This window comes from Bacillus sp. FSL K6-0073 (assembly GCF_038006085.1).
Taxonomy (GTDB): Bacteria; Bacillota; Bacilli; order Bacillales; family Bacillaceae_G; genus Bacillus_A; species Bacillus_A cereus.
This window is the reverse complement of sequence record NZ_JBBOUN010000001.1, coordinates 3,417,396-3,437,361: the sequence shown is the minus strand read 5'-3', so window position 1 is coordinate 3,437,361 and position 19,966 is coordinate 3,417,396. Positions and strand designations below refer to the sequence as shown.

Here is a 19,966-nt window from a genome sequence, read left to right as displayed (position 1 = left end):
AATAATTTTGGACATGTATAATAGAAATTATGAAAGCAGGTGTTATTTTGCGAGAAATTAGAATTCTTATAGCGGATGATGAAAAAGAAATTAGAGATTTATTAAAAAAATATATGGAGCGAGAATTATATAAGGTTGATGTTGCTATAGATGGCGAGCACGCTCTTTCGTTATTTAATAAAAACAAATATGATCTGTTTATATTAGATCTTATGATGCCAAAAATTGATGGGATTGAGGTCTGCAGAAAGTTAAGAGAAAAAACGAATGTTCCTATTCTAATGCTCACTGCTAAAAATCATGAAACTGATAAGATATTAGGTTTAAGTATGGGCGCAGATGATTATATTACAAAACCTTTTAGTATAAATGAGGTAGTAGCTAGAGTTAAAGCTCTTATGAGGAGATTTTTAGTTTTAGGAAGTGAGGCAGGGGATAGAGAACAAACACGTATAGAGTTTAAAGAAATCTCAATTGATATGAAAAAATATACTGTTTTCAAAGAGGGGAAAGAGATTCCTTTGACTGCAAAAGAGATGGAACTACTAAGGTTTTTTGCTTCAAATCCGGAGCAAGTGTTTACTAAATCTCAGTTATTCCGTAATGTTTGGGGGGACAACTATTTAGAAGATGATAATACTGTCATGGTCCATATTCGAAAACTTAGAAAAAAAATAGAAGTGGATCCCTCTAATCCTCAATTAATACAAACAGTTTGGGGAATAGGATATAAGTTTGTAGGTGACCAAAATGTATAGCGATAAAATTATCTTACTTAATATTCTTCAATTATTATGTATTATAGGACTTTTTTTTACAGATTTAAATAATCAGCTATTAGGAATAAATAAACTTGTTTTGTACATAGTACTATTTTTCTTTACGACTTTTCTCTTACTGATAAGGTTTCACTTCGTTAATCGTTTGAAAATAATGATTGAGGGGTTACAACGTGTAATTAAAGGGAATTTAACAACAAGGTTAATTGTAAATGAAGATAATGTATTTAATAAAATGATATTTTCTGTGAATGAATTAATTGAACAGTTAGAGAGAGTTCAAATCGAATCCATTAAATCTCAAAATGCGAGAAAAAGGCTCTTATCAAGTATTTCTCATGATATCAGAACTCCTCTTACATCTATTATAGGATATATTGATGCTTTAAAAGATGATATAGCTGTTTCTCGAGAAGAAAAAAAAGAGTATCTTGAAATTATTTCAAAAAAATCCAGCAACTTAAAGCAATTAATCAATGAAATATTTAATATGGCAAAGTTAGATGCAGATGAAGTTTTAATAAATCCTGAATTTCTAGAGTTAACTGAAATTACCAGAGAAGTATTAATTGAGTATTTGCCTGAAATCAAGAAGAATAATTTGGAGTTAAAGCTTAGTTTACCAAAAACAAAATGTTTTATCACGGCTGATTATCTAAGTATTATAAGAATTATAGATAACCTAATAAAAAATGCTATTATATATGGGAAAGAAGGAAAAGTACTTGGGATAGAACTCATGGAATCAAATCAAGAATTCCAATTGCTTGTTTGGGATAAAGGACAGGGAATCGCGGAACATGATTTAGATCATGTATTTGAACGAATGTATCGTGGTGACCAATCAAGAAATTCTATTAATGGAGGTAGTGGATTAGGGCTTGCTATTGCTAAATCCTTAGTAGAAAAAAATCAGGGCAGGATATGGGTTGAAAGTAGTCCATGGAATAAAACAGTTTTTGGTATCTCTTTTCCAAAAACAGAAAAGGTTTAATAAATATAGATAATATATGGTTTAAATTAAAATTTGTCCCAAACAATGTAGTAAAATTGTTATACAATACAGGTTTACGTATTAGTGATATTTTAAGTTGCAAAAATAGTACGAATAGGATTAAAAAATTTATATAGAAATGCAAGAAACCAAAATAAAAAAGAGCAGTTAGTTGTAATAACTGCTCTTTTTAATAAAACTTGAGTAACAAACAGATTGTATTGTGATTATTAGTAGAATATTGGATTTTATTTAGTTCTTTAACAAAGTCCTAATCTAGTTAGAAATAAAAAGCGCCATAAAAAGTGCTCAATGACTACTCTGAGTTGCTCATAATTATTCTAATGTTAAAATGGAAATCACAAAGGAGTGCTAGAAATTATTTATAAAGGTAATGAATAGTAAATAAGACAAAATATACTCATTGTAAATGAAGAAGCCCTAGAGTTTAGGGCTCTAGGGCTTCTAGTGCACATGGTTTTATAAAAAGAAAAAACGTAATGAAGATAACACATGAATGTTTCATAAATGTATCAAAAAAGTGAACAATATAACTATATTGCTCACTTTTTTAATTGTATATTTCACAACAGCAAAAGAAAAACATGCTATATTATTGCGAACAAAGCCTATGTGTATGTGAAATAAAGAGGAGCCGTCCTATTGGATAGCTCTTCTTGTTTGATGAATTAATATTACTATTCAAATAGTTTATCCAATAAATTTTGAATTTCACGTCTGCTTTTTTCTGTTTCCTTTTTATCAATTGCATATTTATTAAACTCAATAATAAGAACATCACCTTTTTTTACAGTAGAAGGGAGTGTGAGCCTTGGTACTTCAATTGTTATGTTGTTAATTATAATAGATACAGCTCAGATATTGCTGAATTAGATACGAAATCATAATTCGACTATGAAATAAGCAACTTAAGAAATTTTAACATAATCTGGAATGAAAAGAATGTGTAATAGTGTGTTTTTAGCTTTTAATTGCTTTATTGGGTATAGAGAAACAACGTAAATAAAAGGGCATGCAGTCGTATCTGCAGCTCTTTTTAGGAGGAATTCAAGACACCATTAGGACACGTATTGGTAAACAAGTTCAAAAATAGTATGTGTGAAAAGAAAAAGTCCTATACCAAAAGTAGACAGGATCTTATCTTTTTTACATTTTAAAAAATGAAATTCTGTCCTTTTGAAATCAGTACAGCACACACTTGGTTTGAAATGAAATTAGAAAAAGTATACATGAAAATGGCAGACAACTATTTTGTTGCCTGCCGGTGCCAGTGGGTTGAATGAGTTAGTCAATTCAATAAATTGTGCTATCCCATTACCAGAAGAGTGAAGCCGCTAGTTCAAACGGCTTAGACATAGTTTGTCTAATAAAGAAAAAATTATGAGTAAAGATTTTGTTTGCTCTATATGAAAAGATAAATAGATATTCATCAGACAAGGATAATTTAGCATATCTTGAATAGGGTGTAGGAACGAATTAAAGAAAGGGATATTTGTTTAGGAAGGGACTGACTCAGGAGTGGGACTTTCGGACAGGGTTTGGGGAGCGGTGATTGCCTTTGGCATTGCGACTAATATCGTTGCTTGTATAATGGCAGTATACATTCAAAAATATGAGCTAATGATAAATCATCTTACAAATATTTTATTTTTAATAATTATCTCTTTAACGTTTATAAAGATGAAAATTAACAGATGGGTGGCTTTAGGATTTACATTAGTTGTAATAGAGAAAGGTATTAAAGCGGGCTATGACTTCTACACACATAATTATTATAGTGTCAGTTGGAGTTTAGCTATCATTGTCTATTGCATATACGAGATGGAAAAGTATCATATTGAAATAAACGAATAGGTGCAACAAAAAGGTGTTAGTAGGTGGAATTCTTTTTAAAATACTATAAAAAAGACACTACAAGAGTGTCTTTTTTTTGAAAATACTCTATAATTAACTTTGGGGAAGGTAATGTTAGAGTATTCGTTTAGCATTATCTTTATATTTGATAAACCATGAAATCGAAAGATTTTGTGGTTTATTTTATGAACAATAGATATTACAGTATTGGCAGTGAGTTATTAACCATTTTAAGCATTAGGGGAGAATGGATTAAAAGTCTAACATCGAATAACGGTTCCGGAATATAGTGTTGCGAAATGATCTCCCATATCCCAAACGGTACTTGCCTGTATATAGCCCTTAAAGCCTTCTGAAGAATAATAAATCTCTTTTGGTATACTTTCTTTAGTTTGGAAATGTGCTTTAGAGTACTTTACATAATGGTCTTTAACAACTTTTGCTTCTGGAACAATAGTGTTTTTTTGTTCCAATTTTGGCCTAGCACTAGAAGGTGGTATGAATTTTATATTGTCTTGGTAATTAGGATCTAAGGTGTCAGCTTGTACACTGTGTGACGAAACAAAGGTGCTTAGACTACTTCCCGCGATTAAAGTTGCAAATACTAACTTTGAGAATTTTGTTAATCTACTCATTCTATAATCTCCTTTTTATTATTTTGTAAGGTATCTCCTTACACCTCACAGTCTATATCCACTACAAAAGGGTGTACATACATATTGATAGACAAAATTCTACAAAATACCGCATGTTTTTGGGATTTATGTATAATAATCCAATGTCTAATAATCTATTAAAAGTAAAAAGGTAGGTCTTATATAAAAGAAAATGAATAATTTATGCAGGTAATGTATATGGAATTATTGTTTAAATATTCTAAAATGAGTTGATAAAGATGTTGGTAGTTTTTTTGGAAAACAAATAATTCCCTAGGTGAAATTTGGAAGGAAGATTCTCTGTTAGAGTTTTTATAAGGGAATTCATTTTCTTAGATTCAAAATGTAAAAATAACTAAAAGAGCAAGTGTTTCAATGGGTAAAAAGCTATGTTGAGTCTTTTTTCTCTGTCGGTGGTCGTCTAATCAATGAAATGACGGATGCTTATGATAGTTTGTGTCTAGCAACATTCGTGTATAAACGAATGAATTAAGAAAAGGGTGAAATATTGGATAACTCGAAATGGATGCCTTTAAGTAATGTTGATGATGATGAGGAAATTTGGGTAGGAGCAAGAGTTAGGTTGTACAATGTTGGTATGAATAGAGAAGATAAAGAAAATAATTTCTATGAATATATTATTTCTTATATCTACGACAACACTAACTACTTACAACTAACTAATTTAACAACAGGAAAAGCAGGTTATATTATTTGTGTCATTGAAAAAGAATTACCAAATAATTATGCTTTGGGCAGAACATTAAAGCAAAGAATAGGTTTAGAAAATACCTATTTTAGATTTGAATAATCAACAAATAAGGGAAGCACCAACTCTAAGGTGTCTTCCCTTATTTAATACTTTTTATCAATAATCAATATTAACAGAGCCTAAATAAAAAAGTGAGAAAAATGATAAACACTCTTCTCACTTTCATCAATTAGGGTGGCATATACATAAATATGCGTTTGGGTGGATTTTGGATGAAAAATCCACATGCATAGTATAACAAAAAAATTATGGCTTTTCGCATGTAATATTGCATATGAAAAATAGTAAAGTTTTAAATTTTAATATTAACAACTTATATATATATGTTACAATGTAATTCTCTAATTTATTTTATTCTCCTATTTAGAATTTATAGTTTAGTGATTTAATAAAACAAAAGTGGTTGTAATAAATAGATAAAACGATGAAATAATACAGTTAGAATGGTTAAAAGGCAGTTAAATATAAGTATTAAAAGAAATAAATTTACTTATTTATGTTTAGTGAATGTATTATGGTAAGAATTTCATCCGATTGGATTAGCGCTAAACTAGATTTTTATCCAAACAAATCCAATAATTATTTTTTAAATGAAGTATTTGTTGCATCAAGTTTATTTGGAATAATTCGTAGTCTAATAATTGCTGAATCTAGAAAAATAACATATTCGAAAGGAGAACAGATAAAACTCTGTCTGTGAAAATTAAATCTTTAAATTATAAAGTATGGATAATGGGATGTAATTGTGGTTTCATTTCGAATGGTACCATAAATGAATGTGGAAAAGTAAAGGAGAAAAATTTAAATAAACTATATAAGTAGTAAAAATGAAAAGGAGAAGTAGCTAGTGTTTAATATAAAAGAAAGATTGGGGCAAATAAAGCTTAAAACGAAGTTGTCTATGGCATTTATAGCAATATTAATTATACCAAGCCTTATCGTAGGAGTATCATCTTATAATAAAGCAAAAACAGATCTTAATGAAACAATTCTACAATCTGCAAAAGATAATATAAGTATTTTAGATAAGATTGTTGATGATGAATTAGAAAATAAGCATACAGATATCACTCATTTTGCAAAGGTACTCACACAAGGGGATTATAATCCTGAACAATCGCAAAATGTACAGAATAAATTTGATCAATATATACAGTTACATCCAGAGATAGAAACGATTTATACGGCATCCAGTAACAATCAATTTATTCATGCACCTGTTGGAAAAATACCAGAAGGGTTTAATCCGTTAGAAAGTAGTTGGTATAAGGATGCAGTAAAAGCAAATGGAGAGATTATTGTTTCATCTCCCTATAAATCAAAGTCTACAGGAAATATGGTAATTGCAATTGCAAAGCAGAATGCAGATAAAAGTGGTGTCATTGGCGTAGATTTGAATATTAAAGATATCGTAAAAACATCCAAAATGATAAAAATTGGGAAGCAAGGATTTGTATCTATAGTTAGTCAAGATAAAACTATAGTTGTTCATCCATCACTAAAACCTGGAGAGAAATTAGATAAAACTTTAGTGGATGAATTGTACAAGACAGAAGATGGAGTAATTACTTATAGCCTCAATGGTGAAGATCGAAACATAAGCTTTAAGACAAATAAAAAAACAGGTTGGAAAATAGCTGGCGTAATGCCTACGAAAGAAATTGAAGAAGCTACCAATCCTATTTTTTATAAAACGCTCACTATAATAGGTGCTTCATTATTGTTAGGTGGAATTGTAATTCTATTCATACTCAAATCTATAATTACTCCACTAAGACAATTAGTCATTTCAGCTCAAAGAATTAGTCAAGGAGATTTAACCGAGAAAATAGATATTCGTTCAAAGGATGAACTTGGTCAATTAGGTGGTAGTTTCAATACAATGGCAGAGTCGTTACGTAATATTATTTCTCAAATTAACACATCTGCAGGACATGTAGCTGCGTCTTCTGAGGAACTAACTGCTAGTGTAGAGCAAGCAAGTGTTGCGACAGAACAAATTACAAAAGAGATGGAAGAAATCTCGAACAGTGCAGAGGTTCAAAATAATGAAGTTGAGTCTGGAGCTGAATTAATTGGTGAGGTAACACGAAATATTCAATACGTAGCTGAGAATGCTTCTGAAGTATCGGCTTCATCCATATACACTAAACAAAAAGCCAATGAAGGTGAACAATTAGTAGAACAAACTGTAACACAAATGCAGTCTATCCATCACTCTGTTTCTCAATCCGATAATGTCATAAAATTATTAGATAAGAAATCACAGCAAATTGGCAGTATATTAGAAGCGATTCAAAATATTGCGGAACAAACAAATTTATTAGCATTGAATGCAGCGATTGAAGCAGCTAGAGCTGGGGAACAGGGGAGAGGGTTTGCAATTGTTGCTGATGAAGTTAGAAAGTTGGCGGAGCAATCATCCGAATCTTCAATGGAAATTGGAAGTTTAATTAAGGAAATACAAGCAGACGTACATGAGACTGTAAAAGCTATGAATGAAGTAGGCGTAGAAGTACAGTCGGGAATTAAGGTTGCGAATGATACAAAACAAAGTTTTTATGAGATTTCAAAATCTGCAAATGATATTGTATCAAAAGTGCATGGTATGGTAGAACTATCAAATAAAATGACAACTGATGCAATGAAAGTTGATACATCGATTGATCAAATAGCTATGGCTGTAAAAGAAAATTCTTCAAGTATGCAAACGATAGCTGGTTCATCTGAGGAACAACATGCTTCTATGGAAGAGATAAATTCTTCAGCAATACAATTAGCACAGATGGCGGAAGAACTTCAAGAGTTAATTGGTGGATTTAAGATTTAAGTTGAGATTCTAGGAGAGAATGCTAGAATCTTGTTACAGAGTGGAAATGAAAAATCTTATAACATAGTAAATAAGTATAATATGTACTCTCTATGCGTATTGAACAGGCAGATAAGCCATTTAAAAACCCTCCATTTGGAGGGTTTTTAAATACATTTACATTAAATTTGTGGTGGTGCACCACTATAATCGCCAACACTATATGAAGGAGCAGGATAATGCCCATGAGTAGCAAGCTGATCTGTTTTAGAAAACTGAAAAATTCCCACCGTTAATACCCCAATAAAAGCAATGCCTGATAATAATAAACTAATTTTTTTCATTATTTTAACACTCCTTTTGCGATTGATTTTTGTCTTGCTTGATAACAAATATGGAAATAGTCACTTACTTTTTGGTGGTTCTCTAATTGTCTACATTTTGTGGCAAATAATTCGGCGTATTCGACAACATATTCCCATAATTCTTCTTCCTCAAAGTATAAGATTCCTTCTTGAATGATTTTTTCTAATTCTTCCAATGGAATATTTTCGTTTAATTTTTTTAAAATAGAGAAGTGGTGTGTATATTCTTCGTTATGAATTTCTCTGCAAATCTGTAGTCCCTTATCAATGAGTTGGCTGGCCGTTGATTGTTCTCCTAACTTATAATGTTCCTTAGCTTGTAGGAAGATGGCCTTGAAGTGTGTAGGGATTTTCTCTGTTACTTCTGAAAGGTGACGAATAGCTAAAGTAGACATACTTTGATCAGAATACAGCCACCCCATAGTATTTTTTACGTATAACAAGGAATCTTCTTCCCTATTTTTTTGTAGTAAATCAATTGCACAATGTAGATATTCTTCTGCTTGTTCGTACTGTTTTAAATAGATGCAGCAACCACCTAGCAAACTATTACAAAAGGCTGTTTTTACTTCATAACCTTCGTACTTTGAAAAGATTGCTCTCGATTTATTTGCGTATTCGATAGAAGCGAGATTGTTATAGGTATGGTGATAGAAAGTAGCAATTCTATAGTAAAATTCGGCGTGTTCAATTTCATCTGGTATAGCTACCAATATTTTTTCTGCTAGTTTATAATGTTCCTCTGCCTCAGTATAATTTGATATAAAAGTGGAATGAATGGATTTGAAAAAATGATAATAGAATTGTAGAAATTGATCTGTAGGCATATCATAATCGCTAATAGTATCAAAACTATTTTGTTGAATACCAAGGCTATCTGTTAAGACCTTGTAACGAAATTCGAGTAGTGAATAGTATAGTAACAAATTTTGATCCTGATGCTCTTGATTCGGTTCAATGCTTAACTTATTAATTTTTTCATCAATTTTCTTTTTTAGATTAGTAGCTTTTATAACTTGCTGAGATAGCATAGATCGATACCAGTCGTTCAATAGAGAGGTTAATTGCTCATTTCCTTTTACTGAGACACTCATAATATACGCCCCCATTTTCTAAAAAAATCCTAATCCAATTTAATTATAAACATCATAACAAAATAGAAGAAAAAATGGAGTGATATTACAATATTTTTCAAGAAAATTCATAAAAAATAATCAATTCGTGTCGAATATGCTTAGAATAAAGCATCCAAAAATTATCAAAAGATGATCTGAGTCTTTATACGTTCTATCAGGTGAACTTAGAAACTGTGATTGAAGATTTATGAAATTTCTTTTTCTTAAAACGATCAATTATGTGTTAATTTTTAGATTATTTTATCGGATAAATATAGTATGTATCACCACCAAATGTATAAATCTTGCGTATGTAAATAAGAAGAGAATAAAGGAAATAAAAAAGAACTTGTAAGAATTCCTACAAGTTCTTTTTTAGATAATGTAAAAGGTGAAACAGACTATGTCATTATTTGTAATAGTAAAATTATCTTACGTATGGTTTTGTTTTATTTTATCATTTTAGCCAAGAAGACTCCTTCCTCAAGGAGCGTGAAGGGTCACAGTCCAGTGAGTAGGCGGGAGATGAATTGGCCTCGAACAAGAGATGGCAGGAAGCCATCTTAATTGTTCGACATATAGAAAGTATTACTCTACTATCTATCGAATATATGTTTGGTGTATAATAGTCATATAGCGAAATGGAGGTGAATCAAATAATGATTAATAAAGCCTATAAGTTTCGTATCTATCCAAATCAAGCACAAGCAATTCTAATCAACAAAACGATTGGGTGTTCTCGCTTTGTATTCAATCATTTTCTATCCTTATGGGATCACGTATACAAAGAGACAGGAAAAGGAAAAGGCTTGACCTATGGTATATGCTCTGCCAAACTACCTGCCATGAAGAAAGAGCTTGTTTGGCTAAAAGAAGTGGATAGTATTGCGATTCAGTCGTCTGTTCGCAACCTTGCGGATGCTTATACGCGCTTTTTCAAAAAACAAAACAGCGCACCGCGCTTTAAATCTAAGAAGAACAACGTACAATCTTATACCACAAAACAAACAAATGAAAACATTGCCGTTGTAGGGAACAAAATAAAGTTGCCGAAACTAGGCCTTGTTCGATTTGCCAAAAGTCGCGAAGTAGAGGGGCGTATTGTAAATGCTACAGTTAGACAGAACCCTTCTGGTAGATATTTTGTGTCACTATTAGTTGAAACAGAAGTACAAGAACTTCCGAAAACACATTCTTACATTGGAATAGATGTAGGACTAAAAGATTTCGCTATTTTGTCAGATGGAACACACTATGAAAATCCGAAATTTTTCCGATCATTAGAAGATAAGTTGGCGAAAGCACAGCGTGTTCTTTCTAGAAGAATGAAAGGATCTTCTCGCTGGAATAAACAACGAGTAAAGGTAGCTAGAATTCATGAATACATATCAAATACTAGAAAAGATTACTTGGACAAAATTTCAACTGAAATCATCAAAAACCACGATGTTATCGGTATAGAGGATTTGCAAGTATCGAATATGTTAAAGAATCATAAGTTAGCAAAAGCAATTAGTGAGGTATCTTGGTTGCAATTTCGATCAATGTTAGAATACAAAGCAAAATGGTATGGCAAACAAGTCATTGTCGTATCGAAAACATTTGCTTCCAGCCAATTATGTTCTTGTTGTGGATATCAAAATAAAGACGTTAAAAATCTAAACCTACGTGAATGGGACTGTCCTTCTTGTTGTACACACCATGATAGGGATATTAACGCAAGTATCAATCTAAAGAGTGAAGCGATAAGGCTTCTAACCGCAAGGACTGCGGGGTTAGCCTAATCAATTAGAGTTCGATAGAACTCTTTACTTAGGAATCCCTCACTTCTAAACGAAGTGAAAGTGGGGGTAGTTCAAAGAAGATGTACTATATTGAAGATTTGTTCTTATTGTTGATTAAAGGGAAATTTAAGAATGGTAAGGGGAAAGTGCATAAAAGAGAAAGTCTCCTTTATTTATTCTGAAAAGATAATTCAAAAAGCTATTTGTGTATAGAATAAGCTATGCATAAATTCATCAACATTGGTGATAATAAATAAGAGAATCAATATATAAGCATAAACTTGTTAAAGCTCAGTGTAATTCTATAAATAGTAGATGTAATCATCTGAAAAATAACATTATTTACTTTTCGAGTAGGATAAGTAGAGAAAAAAGGAAGTTTTTCTTTGAAGAAAGCTCTTTTGACAGGAATAGATTTTTTCATAACTAGAACAAATAAATTAATAATCACATATACTGTATTGTCGTTAAAGCAAGACATTATTTTCTCAGAACAAGGGAATCACTAGAAAAATAAGTGATTCCTTTATTCTTCAATATAATGTCAATAGTTGATTTGAAATAACCGAAGAAATAAAATTTTTGTTAATGTACAATCACATAATTTTAGGTATAGTAGGTTTATAATTTAGACTATAAAAATTAATGTATCTTTTATTATTTTAACCAAGAAGACTCCCTCCATAAGGAACTCACAGCAAGTATGGGTAAGTGGGAGTAGTTCAAAGCATGCAATATTGTTTGATTTGGCTAATACATAGATTTCTCATCTCAGAACTGGTGTAAGAATTATAATGTTTATACCATTCTATTGTATTTTCTAAAGTCTGTTGTAGGGACCATTTTGGCTGCCAATTAAGATTGAATTTTGCTTTGCTAGTGTCAAGGTTTAGTAAATTTGCTTCATGAAAATTTATTGGACCTATATTTTCTGCTGTCCAATCCCCGCAGCCCCAAATATCTAGTAAACTGGTCACTAATTTTTCTACTGAAACAATATTGCTTAGGGATGGCCCGAAGTTCCATGCTCCTGAAAAAAGGATACCATTATTTATAATTTTTTCTGTAAGGAGTAAATACCCGCTTAAAGGTTCTAGTACATGTTGCCAGGGTCTAATAGCAGTAGGATTTCTAATAATAATCTTTTTGTTTGATTCTAATGCTCGTATACAATCGGGAATAATTCTATCTATTGACCAATCACCACCACCAATTACATTACCAGCTCGAACACTTGCAATTATTTTCTTGTGTTGAGAAAATTTTTCTTCTGAAAAGTAAGAATTACGATAGGAAGAAATTAAAAGTTCGCAGCATCCTTTGCTTGAGCTATATATGTCATGGCCGCCCATAGGGTCAATTTCACGATAACCCCAAGGCCATTCTTTATTTTCATAGCACTTGTCACTTGTCACCATAATTCCTATTTTAGCTGATTCATGTAATCGAATTGCCTCTAGTACATTCATAGTTCCTACAACGTTTACCTCGTATGTTTCTCTAGGATATTCATATGAATACTTAACTAGAGGTTGGGCAGCTAAATGGAATACAATTTCAGGTTTATAATCTGTAAAAACCTTATTTAATTTATTAAAATCTCTAATGTCTCCACGAATATCAATTATATTATTTTGAAGGTTAGTAATGTTAAAGTTATCATTTTTATTTTTAGGATCTAATGAATATCCGATTACAGCAGCACCTAATTCATTCAACCATAGGGATAACCAAGAACCTTTAAAACCAGTATGTCCAGTAATTAAAATTCTTTTTCCGTAAAAAGCATTATTAAAGTTTTGGTTTAACAATTAGTCCACCTCCTTTAGTACCCTATTTTTAGGGAGTTAGGTATAAATGTTTATTATTTTTATACCAATTAACAGTTTTTATAATTCCTTCTTCAATATTAATTCTAGGTTCCCAGGAAAGAGAGTTTTTTATTTTTTGCACATCCGCTTCAGGAACCCATCTTTCATTTGTTCTAGAGGAAATTGCACCGTAATTTGGTCTGGAATTGGTTTTCAAATGTTTGAATAATAATTCTACATAATGTTTCAAGGGGTGAATAGTGCCGCTCCCAATATTAAAGATTTCATTTTGTACAGTAGTATTTTCTACTGCTAGGATACAGGCATCTATTACATTTTCTATATAACAATAATCTCTTAATTGATTACATAAAGTTAAATTTACATCTTTGTTTTGTAATACTCGCAAGATTATATAGCTAAAAATTTTATGCGGCTCTTCGCCTTCTCCGAATATGCCAAAAGGTCTTAATGTTATAAGATTAATATTGTTTTCGCTAGCAATTTGATGGGCCAGTATAGTAGCAGCAGCTTTGGTACTTCCATAGATGTCCACAGGAGTTAGTAACATATTTTCATGAATAGGTTCCATCTTGTTACCGTATTCAGAACTACTCCCAAAATTGATGATTTTTTTACAATTCACCAATTTTGCTGCTTGAATAATGTTACAAGTCCCTATAACATTTGTTTCTATAGCATGGATGTAATCTGTATGGGCAGAATTTACACCATAGGCTGCCAGGTGAAAGATATAATCGGGATTAATTTTCTTTATTGCATCTTGTACTTGTTTTTTATCTCGTATATCTATTTCATAGGTTTCAATATATTTTAGAATATCCTTTAGTCTCCAAGAGTTTGATGGTGTTCTTATGAAAAGAACAATTTTTGCTTGTAAATTTAAAAGTCTTCGTGCCAAGTGAGAACCAATAAAACCGTATCCACCAGTAATAAGGAAAGTTTTATTTTTAAATGAAGCAATCATAGTGATAATCTATCCTTTATTAAGATGTATTTTTAGTTGCTGAAATAAATAGATTTATTTTTAAATAAGGAAAGTATCAGTCTTAATTGTGATGAGGGGAGGGGTATTTAAAATAATTTTTTATTGTTGTTGTATCAATTTGGTCAGCAAATAAAGAGGAGGGAGATTTTTGAAAAGTATTATGAAGGGTATGACATGTCTTGTTCAATTGTTCAATATAAGGAATGTATATATAATCTAAAACTGCTGGAGGTAATTCTAAAGTTTCTTGTTTCCATAAATCGAACTCATTTGGATTAATAATTTGCATACTTCCAAAATGAAAAGCTATTAATTCATCTTGATCAATAAAAACTTTATTATCTGTTTTGGATATAGAACTGCTATTTAAAATGACATTCCAAGGTGCTGCATCAATACCTTTATGAGTCATGATTTTTATATTAGAAAAGATGTTAGGAATGTGATTTAAATATTTTTGGTCACCCCATCTATTCATTTCAACATCATATTGATTATTGCAATATTCTAGGCATTTATCTTTCCACCATGTTAAAATTTCTTTACTATTTTGATCATTTTTGAAGCCTACTAAACCAGCTTGGTATATACCGTGTATGCTTTCAATTTCAGTAGAGCTTCTTTGAGGGCAAAGGAATACAGAGTACTTCCACCATTCATCAAGAATGATATTAGGTGCTGTAAAGAAATACATATCAGCATCACAATATATAATGTGATCAACTTCCGGATAAAGACTAAGGACATGTAGACATAGGGGCGCTTTTAATGTCCAACAATATTCTTGTAAACTTCTATCATTTTTTATACTGAGGAGTTCATGATTTTCAATATCCTTTACCGGAATTAGTATGGCGTGCTTTAATTTTAATTTCTCTAATATTTGATACGTTAGATCATCCATACAACAAATCCATACAGTAAATTTAGCGTTGAAATTTTCTAAGGAATAATAAGAAGTCAATCCTTGGATTAATCGTTCTTTACTTATAATCATGGAAAAGTTCATAAAATGATTGGATTGATTCATTTTTCTTCTTAATTGTGAATCTTTATATAAAGTTTGAGCTTTATTTATATCTTTTTTACTTAAAAATTGTTTAGTATCTTTATTGAATTTATCCTTTAATTGCTTTAAAACAAATTGAATTCTCTCTAAATATGGAGTGTAAATATGGTTTAATATATTATTGGGTATTGAAATTTCTCCCAAAGACCAAAGATCAAAATCATTTTCAGTAAAGATAGTAATACATGCAAAATGGTAAACAACTAGTTTGTCGTTTTCAATAAATATATCGTTTTTAGTCTTGTCAATTTTATAATCGTTATTATATATACAGTTCCAAGGCGCAGCATTTATACCTAAGTTATTTGAAATTTTTACTTTTGGAAAATATATAGGGATATAATCTAAATACTTTTGGTCTCCAAATTTCCCCTCCTCAGCCTCGGCACTGCACCAATCTATACATTTATTTTTCCACCATCTTACACTTTTTAGTCCATAGAGATCATTCTTAAATCCAATTAGACCAGCCTGATATTTTCCATACATTTTTTCTACCCAATCACGATCTCTTTGGGGGGTTAGGAAAATAGAATGGTCACCCCATTCCTCAAAAATAATATTAGGGTCAGAGAAAAAGCATAAATCACCATCACAATATAGAATAGATGGTAAATCATAATTGACCAATAAATATTCTATCAAGACAGATTTTAAAGTCCAACAATATTCATTTACTTTTCTTTTTCTCTTAATTGCTTTTAATTCACGATCTTCCAATTCTTCAACTTGTAAAAGGTTTACATTAATTAAACTCATTTCTTTTAATAGTGAATATACAAAAGGATCTATACAACAAATCCACAATGTGAATTTTTCTGAGTACTGCATTAATGATTGCTGTAAAGCAATAATTTTCAAGACATACTCACTACCTACAATGACGCAGAAATGATTATTTAGATCATGTTGTTGATTATAGAATTGGGGATTAATTCTTTTTTGAGTATTTTTTTTGGAGAGATTTGAAGCTTTAATTCCTGTTGAAAGTGGGTTAACTATTTTCTCATTAGAGGGGATATACAATCGAGGTAAACTTATTTTTTTATCATTAGAGTTCAATGCTTATTCAGTCCTCTCCACTAAAATTTATTTGGATTCCAACTTTCATTTACAGTTTTTAAATCTTTAGGTGTATCGACACTAGCCCAAAAGTCATTGTGTTCATAGACTGCGAGCTCATTGTCTTTTATTAAATTTCGAAGAGGATCTTCTTCTAGAACACAATCATCATTATTACTTAAATAATCGAATATTTCTTTGTTAAATACAAAAAAACCGCCATTAATTACTTCATCAAGTAATGGTTTTTCTTTAAAATCAATAGCAATTCCATCTTCGACCGCCAATAGGCCGTATTGACTATTTTTTTTAATTCCAGTTAATGTAGCAATTTTTCCTTTTTCTTTATGGAATGCTATTAGTTGATCAATATCTATATTGGCTAATCCGTCACCATAAGTTAATAAAAAGGTTTCACCCTGTACAAAGGATTCAAGTTTTTTTAGTCTTGCCCCGGTCATTGTATCAATTCCTGTATCTATAAAGTGTATATTCCAATTTTCTAATTTCTGAAGTAGCGTATATTGACTGGTTTTAAAATTCAAACTAAAGTCATTCTCTTTCCAGCTAAAGTCCATAAAATATTCCTTAATTTTCTCACCTTTATATCCTAAGGGCAAAATGAAATCAGAATGTCCATATTTTCTATACCAATTCATTATATGCAAGAGGAGAGGCTTTCCTTGAACTCGAACTAATGGTTTGGGAATGTCCTCTAAAATTCCTTGCATCCGAAGCCCTTTTCCGCCACACAAAATTATGACTTTCATAGATTTATTTCCTTCCTCTCTATATATTTTACTAATTTAAACTATGTAATTTGTTTGGTAAATGTATACACGGTTGTACCATAATGACAATCAACTAAAAAAAATATGTTAGATTTATAATTCAGATGCTGATTAAACGTGGAGAATACACATTGTAGTTTATCATTAATTATATGTAAATTAGGTTCTTTTAAAATCTATGCTTTAGTTTATTTAATATTAATGAAAGAAATTGCTTGTTCTTAAGATAAAAGAAGGGGAAGGAAATCAAGGGAATTGAAGAAGCTTATAATGAAATATCCAAGAAGACAAAATATAAGATAAAGTATGGAAGTAAGTAGTCGTGAATGCACTACATAAGCAGAATATGCTGATCGCATAAATGATTATACAGAAATCAACAGAAGAATAACAAAGGGAATTAGTCATTTGAAGGAAAATGGAACAACTATTTTTACATTTTATAAATTCAAAAAAGAGCACCGCATAAAGGTGCTCTAGTGATGGAACTAATTTTGTAAAGAACTATTTATTCAATAAAGAAGGACTTACGAATTATTATATGAACGTTTTGTTAATTAAGTGTGTATCAATTAGACAGGAATTTTATTTCTCTACACCTATTTGATTTTACGGGCCAAATCATGTTAAAAGTAAGAAGGAAATTATTAAGTTAATGTTATTTTGTTTAAAATAACATCCCAATCGGAATCATCACCTTCCCATCTATCCTGATAACGTGGGAGTTCAATTGAACAAACCCGCGATATTCCCCAATTTTGTTCAACAATATTAGATATACCCTCCTTGAAATTAACAATAAGGATATTAAAATCCTTATTTGTAATTTTAGATAATACGTTTTGTAATTCAACCGCTTCATCTCGATTTCCCCAAATTCTAATGAATAAAATGGATTCACTACTATTTATTTTTTCAAGGAATTGATTAATTCTAGTGTCTAATTTAGCTTTAAAAGAAGGATAGGTTGATTTCAAATCCTTTTCTGAATTAATAGGAAAATCATGCATTGAAAAACAATTATAATAAGTGTCCTTTATACAGTAGGTAATTCGTTCTGCCCATTTAATTTGATTATCAAATTCTGATTCAATAAGACCGTAACTTTCTGAACCTTCTATAATCATATTTTCCAACTTCATAAATTTTTTAAATCGATTTTGAAGTAATCTGTTTACATCTGAAAGTGATGGATAATAAAACCAATCTAAAGGTCCAGAAAATGTTCTTAAATTGTGTCTTTTGATTTGGTTGGTGACTTGACACAATCCTCCTAAACTTACAATTACGCCATAGGATTTTTGTATATCTTCTAGGTTCATCCTCATCATCCTTTATAAAAGTAATTTAAATTATCTGTTCAGTATATGATGCAATAACATATTGATGTGGACCTATATATCACAGTACATAGAGCTAAGACATTTGTATAAATTTAAAAAGTCAAATACCTAAGTTGAGGGATTTCATCTTTGATGTTATATCATGGAGTTATTATTGGAATGAAAGCTGGTAGAGATATTGCGCCAGAGTTATATTTTCTGCAGTAACTTAATTTAGAAAACTGTTCTTGATTACTGTAGTAAAATTGTTGTTTTTTAAACATTACTTATCCGGATTCATGAAAAGTATTTTAATATATTATTTTTATTTTATATAAAAATATAAAGTTTTAATATTAAAACTAAAATATGGAAGTAACATAGGGGATTTACGCATATAGTAATGTTGATGGTAAAATTAACAAAATTTTCATTTAAATCAGATAAAACTATGGTGTTTTTAACTTATAATAATGTTACTACGATGAAAAAATGGCTACTAATTAGTTAATTTAAAAATCAATTTTAGATAGGAAGAGGATAATGAAGATCAGAGATAGTTATAAAATTATTGTAATTGGTGCTGGGACAGCAGGACTATCTTCTACTGCACATTTATTACGAAATGTACCCCTATTTAAAGAAAGTATAGCAATTATTGATCCATCAAAAAAACATTACTTTCAGCCACTATGGAGTTTAGTGGGGGGAGGAATTGTTTCAAAGGAAAGTACGATGCGTAATCAGGAATCGCTTATTCCAAAAGGGGCAACGTGGATCCCTAAAAGTGTTGTTAAGTTATTTCCATCTGAAAATAAGATACTTTTAGATGACGGACTGTTACTTGAATATGAAATTCTTATTGTAGCAGCTGGTATACAAATAAATTGGGACAGTATTAAAGGCTTAAAAGAGTCTATTGGCACTAATGGGGTATGTAGCAATTATTCTTATACATCTGTTGATTCTACTTGGAGAGAAATCGAAAAATTTAAAGGAGGAAATGCGCTTTTTACCCACCCTAATACTCCTATTAAATGCGGTGGTGCTCCACAAAAAATTATGTACTTAGCAGAGGAGTATTTTTGTAATAGTGGTGTAAGAAACAGAAGTGAAGTAATGTTTTATTCTGCAAACAATAACATATTTCAGGTTCCACGATATGCAAATACTTTAGAACAAGTACTAGAAAGAAAGCAAATTATAACGAATTATAATAAAAATCTAGTGGAAATTATCGCCGAAAAGAGAGAGGCAATTTTTGAAGATACGCAAACACTAAAAAGAGAAACCGTACCATATAGTATGATACATGTTGTTCCACCAATGGGGCCACCTAATTTTATTAAAGAGAGTGAGATAAGTGATCATCAGGGATGGGTAGATATAAGCCCTTATACTTTGCAGCATGTGCAATATAAAAATATTTTTGGACTTGGAGATTGTACCAATTTACCTACCTCTAAAACTGGAGCAGCAATTCGAAAACAAATACCCGTCTTAAAACAAAATATTATGGACGTACTTAGCGGAAGAGATTTACAGGCTAAATATGATGGATATACATCATGTCCGATTATTACAGGATATAAAAGTCTTATACTCGCTGAATTTAACTATGAACATGAGCCACAAGAAACGTTTCCATTTAATCAAGCGAAAGAAAGGTATAGTATGTTTTTACTTAAAAGATATATGTTGCCATATATGTATTGGAATTTAATGTTGAAAGGGATTCTATAGGAGAAGATAA

The 19,966-nt window shown here is 30.7% G+C and carries 16 protein-coding genes; 7 read left to right on the top strand and 9 right to left on the bottom strand.

Annotated elements, in window-relative coordinates:
* The first annotated feature begins 47 nt into the window (after positions 1–47).
* Positions 48–758, top strand: coding sequence for a response regulator transcription factor (locus MHB52_RS17880; protein ID WP_001206989.1), 711 nt, complete (start codon positions 48–50; stop codon positions 756–758).
* A complete protein-coding gene (locus tag MHB52_RS17875) occupies positions 751–1,773 on the top strand; it encodes a sensor histidine kinase (RefSeq protein ID WP_000286658.1) in 1,023 nt (340 codons plus the stop codon). The genes MHB52_RS17880 and MHB52_RS17875 overlap by 8 nt, the downstream gene beginning before the upstream one ends.
* 698 nt (positions 1,774–2,471) lie before the next feature.
* On the opposite strand, the gene MHB52_RS17870 is transcribed toward MHB52_RS17875, so the two are convergent.
* The gene (locus tag MHB52_RS17870; protein WP_046945785.1) at positions 2,472–2,639 is read right to left on the bottom strand and encodes a DUF3006 domain-containing protein; all 168 of its coding nucleotides are present in this window, start codon (positions 2,637–2,639) and stop codon (positions 2,472–2,474) included.
* Positions 2,640–3,312: 673 nt separating this feature from the next.
* Between MHB52_RS17870 and MHB52_RS17865 the strand changes: the two genes are divergently transcribed.
* A complete protein-coding gene (locus tag MHB52_RS17865; RefSeq protein WP_000524431.1) occupies positions 3,313–3,648 on the top strand; it encodes a hypothetical protein in 336 nt (111 codons plus the stop codon).
* Positions 3,649–3,908: 260 nt separating this feature from the next.
* On the opposite strand, the gene MHB52_RS17860 is transcribed toward MHB52_RS17865, so the two are convergent.
* Complete coding sequence (locus tag MHB52_RS17860; RefSeq protein WP_044795252.1) at positions 3,909–4,283, bottom strand: hypothetical protein; 375 nt, start codon at positions 4,281–4,283, stop codon at positions 3,909–3,911.
* Between the two features lie 547 nt (positions 4,284–4,830).
* Between MHB52_RS17860 and MHB52_RS17855 the strand changes: the two genes are divergently transcribed.
* Positions 4,831–5,115: a hypothetical protein gene (locus MHB52_RS17855; RefSeq protein ID WP_002024558.1), complete on the top strand. Its 285-nt coding sequence runs from the start codon at positions 4,831–4,833 to the stop codon at positions 5,113–5,115.
* Positions 5,116–5,923: 808 nt separating this feature from the next.
* Positions 5,924–7,906 (top strand): methyl-accepting chemotaxis protein, encoded by a 1,983-nt coding sequence (locus tag MHB52_RS17850; protein WP_000481860.1) that lies wholly within the window; start codon positions 5,924–5,926, stop codon positions 7,904–7,906.
* 161 nt (positions 7,907–8,067) lie between these two features.
* On the opposite strand, the gene MHB52_RS17845 is transcribed toward MHB52_RS17850, so the two are convergent.
* Together MHB52_RS17845 and MHB52_RS17840 are read right to left on the bottom strand one after the other, a co-directional pair.
* Positions 8,068–8,229, bottom strand: a complete 162-nt coding sequence (locus tag MHB52_RS17845; RefSeq protein ID WP_000724109.1) for a hypothetical protein — start codon at positions 8,227–8,229, stop codon at positions 8,068–8,070.
* Positions 8,229–9,344, bottom strand: coding sequence for a Rap family tetratricopeptide repeat protein (locus MHB52_RS17840; RefSeq protein ID WP_000116962.1), 1,116 nt, complete (start codon positions 9,342–9,344; stop codon positions 8,229–8,231). Before MHB52_RS17840 ends, MHB52_RS17845 begins: the two co-directional genes overlap by 1 nt.
* Positions 9,345–10,024: 680 nt before the next feature.
* Here MHB52_RS17840 and tnpB point away from each other — a divergent pair.
* Entirely contained in the window at positions 10,025–11,149 is a 1,125-nt protein-coding gene (gene tnpB / locus MHB52_RS17835) for an IS200/IS605 family element RNA-guided endonuclease TnpB (protein ID WP_044795248.1), read from the top strand.
* Between the two features lie 722 nt (positions 11,150–11,871).
* Here tnpB and rfbG read toward each other — a convergent pair.
* From rfbG to MHB52_RS17810, 5 genes are all read right to left on the bottom strand, one after another.
* Complete coding sequence (rfbG, locus tag MHB52_RS17830; RefSeq protein WP_061663571.1) at positions 11,872–12,960, bottom strand: CDP-glucose 4,6-dehydratase; 1,089 nt, start codon at positions 12,958–12,960, stop codon at positions 11,872–11,874.
* Positions 12,961–12,988: 28 nt separating this feature from the next.
* Complete coding sequence (locus MHB52_RS17825) at positions 12,989–13,948, bottom strand: NAD-dependent epimerase/dehydratase family protein (RefSeq protein WP_000561952.1); 960 nt, start codon at positions 13,946–13,948, stop codon at positions 12,989–12,991.
* A gap of 82 nt (positions 13,949–14,030) precedes the next feature.
* Positions 14,031–16,100 (bottom strand): hypothetical protein, encoded by a 2,070-nt coding sequence (locus MHB52_RS17820; RefSeq protein ID WP_061663260.1) that lies wholly within the window; start codon positions 16,098–16,100, stop codon positions 14,031–14,033.
* 20 nt (positions 16,101–16,120) lie between these two features.
* Entirely contained in the window at positions 16,121–16,870 is a 750-nt protein-coding gene (locus tag MHB52_RS17815; protein ID WP_000864432.1) for a sugar phosphate nucleotidyltransferase, read from the bottom strand.
* A gap of 668 nt (positions 16,871–17,538) precedes the next feature.
* Complete coding sequence (locus MHB52_RS17810; protein WP_001047148.1) at positions 17,539–18,213, bottom strand: papain-like cysteine peptidase; 675 nt, start codon at positions 18,211–18,213, stop codon at positions 17,539–17,541.
* 543 nt (positions 18,214–18,756) lie between these two features.
* Here MHB52_RS17810 and MHB52_RS17805 point away from each other — a divergent pair.
* Positions 18,757–19,956, top strand: a complete 1,200-nt coding sequence (locus MHB52_RS17805; protein ID WP_000701886.1) for an FAD/NAD(P)-binding oxidoreductase — start codon at positions 18,757–18,759, stop codon at positions 19,954–19,956.
* The last annotated feature ends 10 nt before the right edge of the window (positions 19,957–19,966 follow it).

What these genes read in the sequence shown, in the direction of transcription:
- MHB52_RS17815 (WP_000864432.1), bottom strand. Translation starts at nt 16,870, where the DNA reads ATGAAAGTCATAATTTTGTGTGGCGGAAAAGGGCTTCGGATGCAAGGA.
- MHB52_RS17875 (WP_000286658.1), top strand. Translation starts at nt 751, where the DNA reads ATGTATAGCGATAAAATTATCTTACTTAATATTCTTCAATTATTATGT.
- MHB52_RS17825 (WP_000561952.1), bottom strand. Translation starts at nt 13,948, where the DNA reads ATGATTGCTTCATTTAAAAATAAAACTTTCCTTATTACTGGTGGATAC.
- MHB52_RS17810 (WP_001047148.1), bottom strand. Translation starts at nt 18,213, where the DNA reads ATGAACCTAGAAGATATACAAAAATCCTATGGCGTAATTGTAAGTTTA.
- MHB52_RS17845 (WP_000724109.1), bottom strand. Translation starts at nt 8,229, where the DNA reads ATGAAAAAAATTAGTTTATTATTATCAGGCATTGCTTTTATTGGGGTA.
- tnpB (WP_044795248.1), top strand. Translation starts at nt 10,025, where the DNA reads ATGATTAATAAAGCCTATAAGTTTCGTATCTATCCAAATCAAGCACAA.
- MHB52_RS17840 (WP_000116962.1), bottom strand. Translation starts at nt 9,344, where the DNA reads ATGAGTGTCTCAGTAAAAGGAAATGAGCAATTAACCTCTCTATTGAAC.
- MHB52_RS17860 (WP_044795252.1), bottom strand. Translation starts at nt 4,283, where the DNA reads ATGAGTAGATTAACAAAATTCTCAAAGTTAGTATTTGCAACTTTAATC.
- MHB52_RS17855 (WP_002024558.1), top strand. Translation starts at nt 4,831, where the DNA reads ATGCCTTTAAGTAATGTTGATGATGATGAGGAAATTTGGGTAGGAGCA.
- MHB52_RS17805 (WP_000701886.1), top strand. Translation starts at nt 18,757, where the DNA reads ATGAAGATCAGAGATAGTTATAAAATTATTGTAATTGGTGCTGGGACA.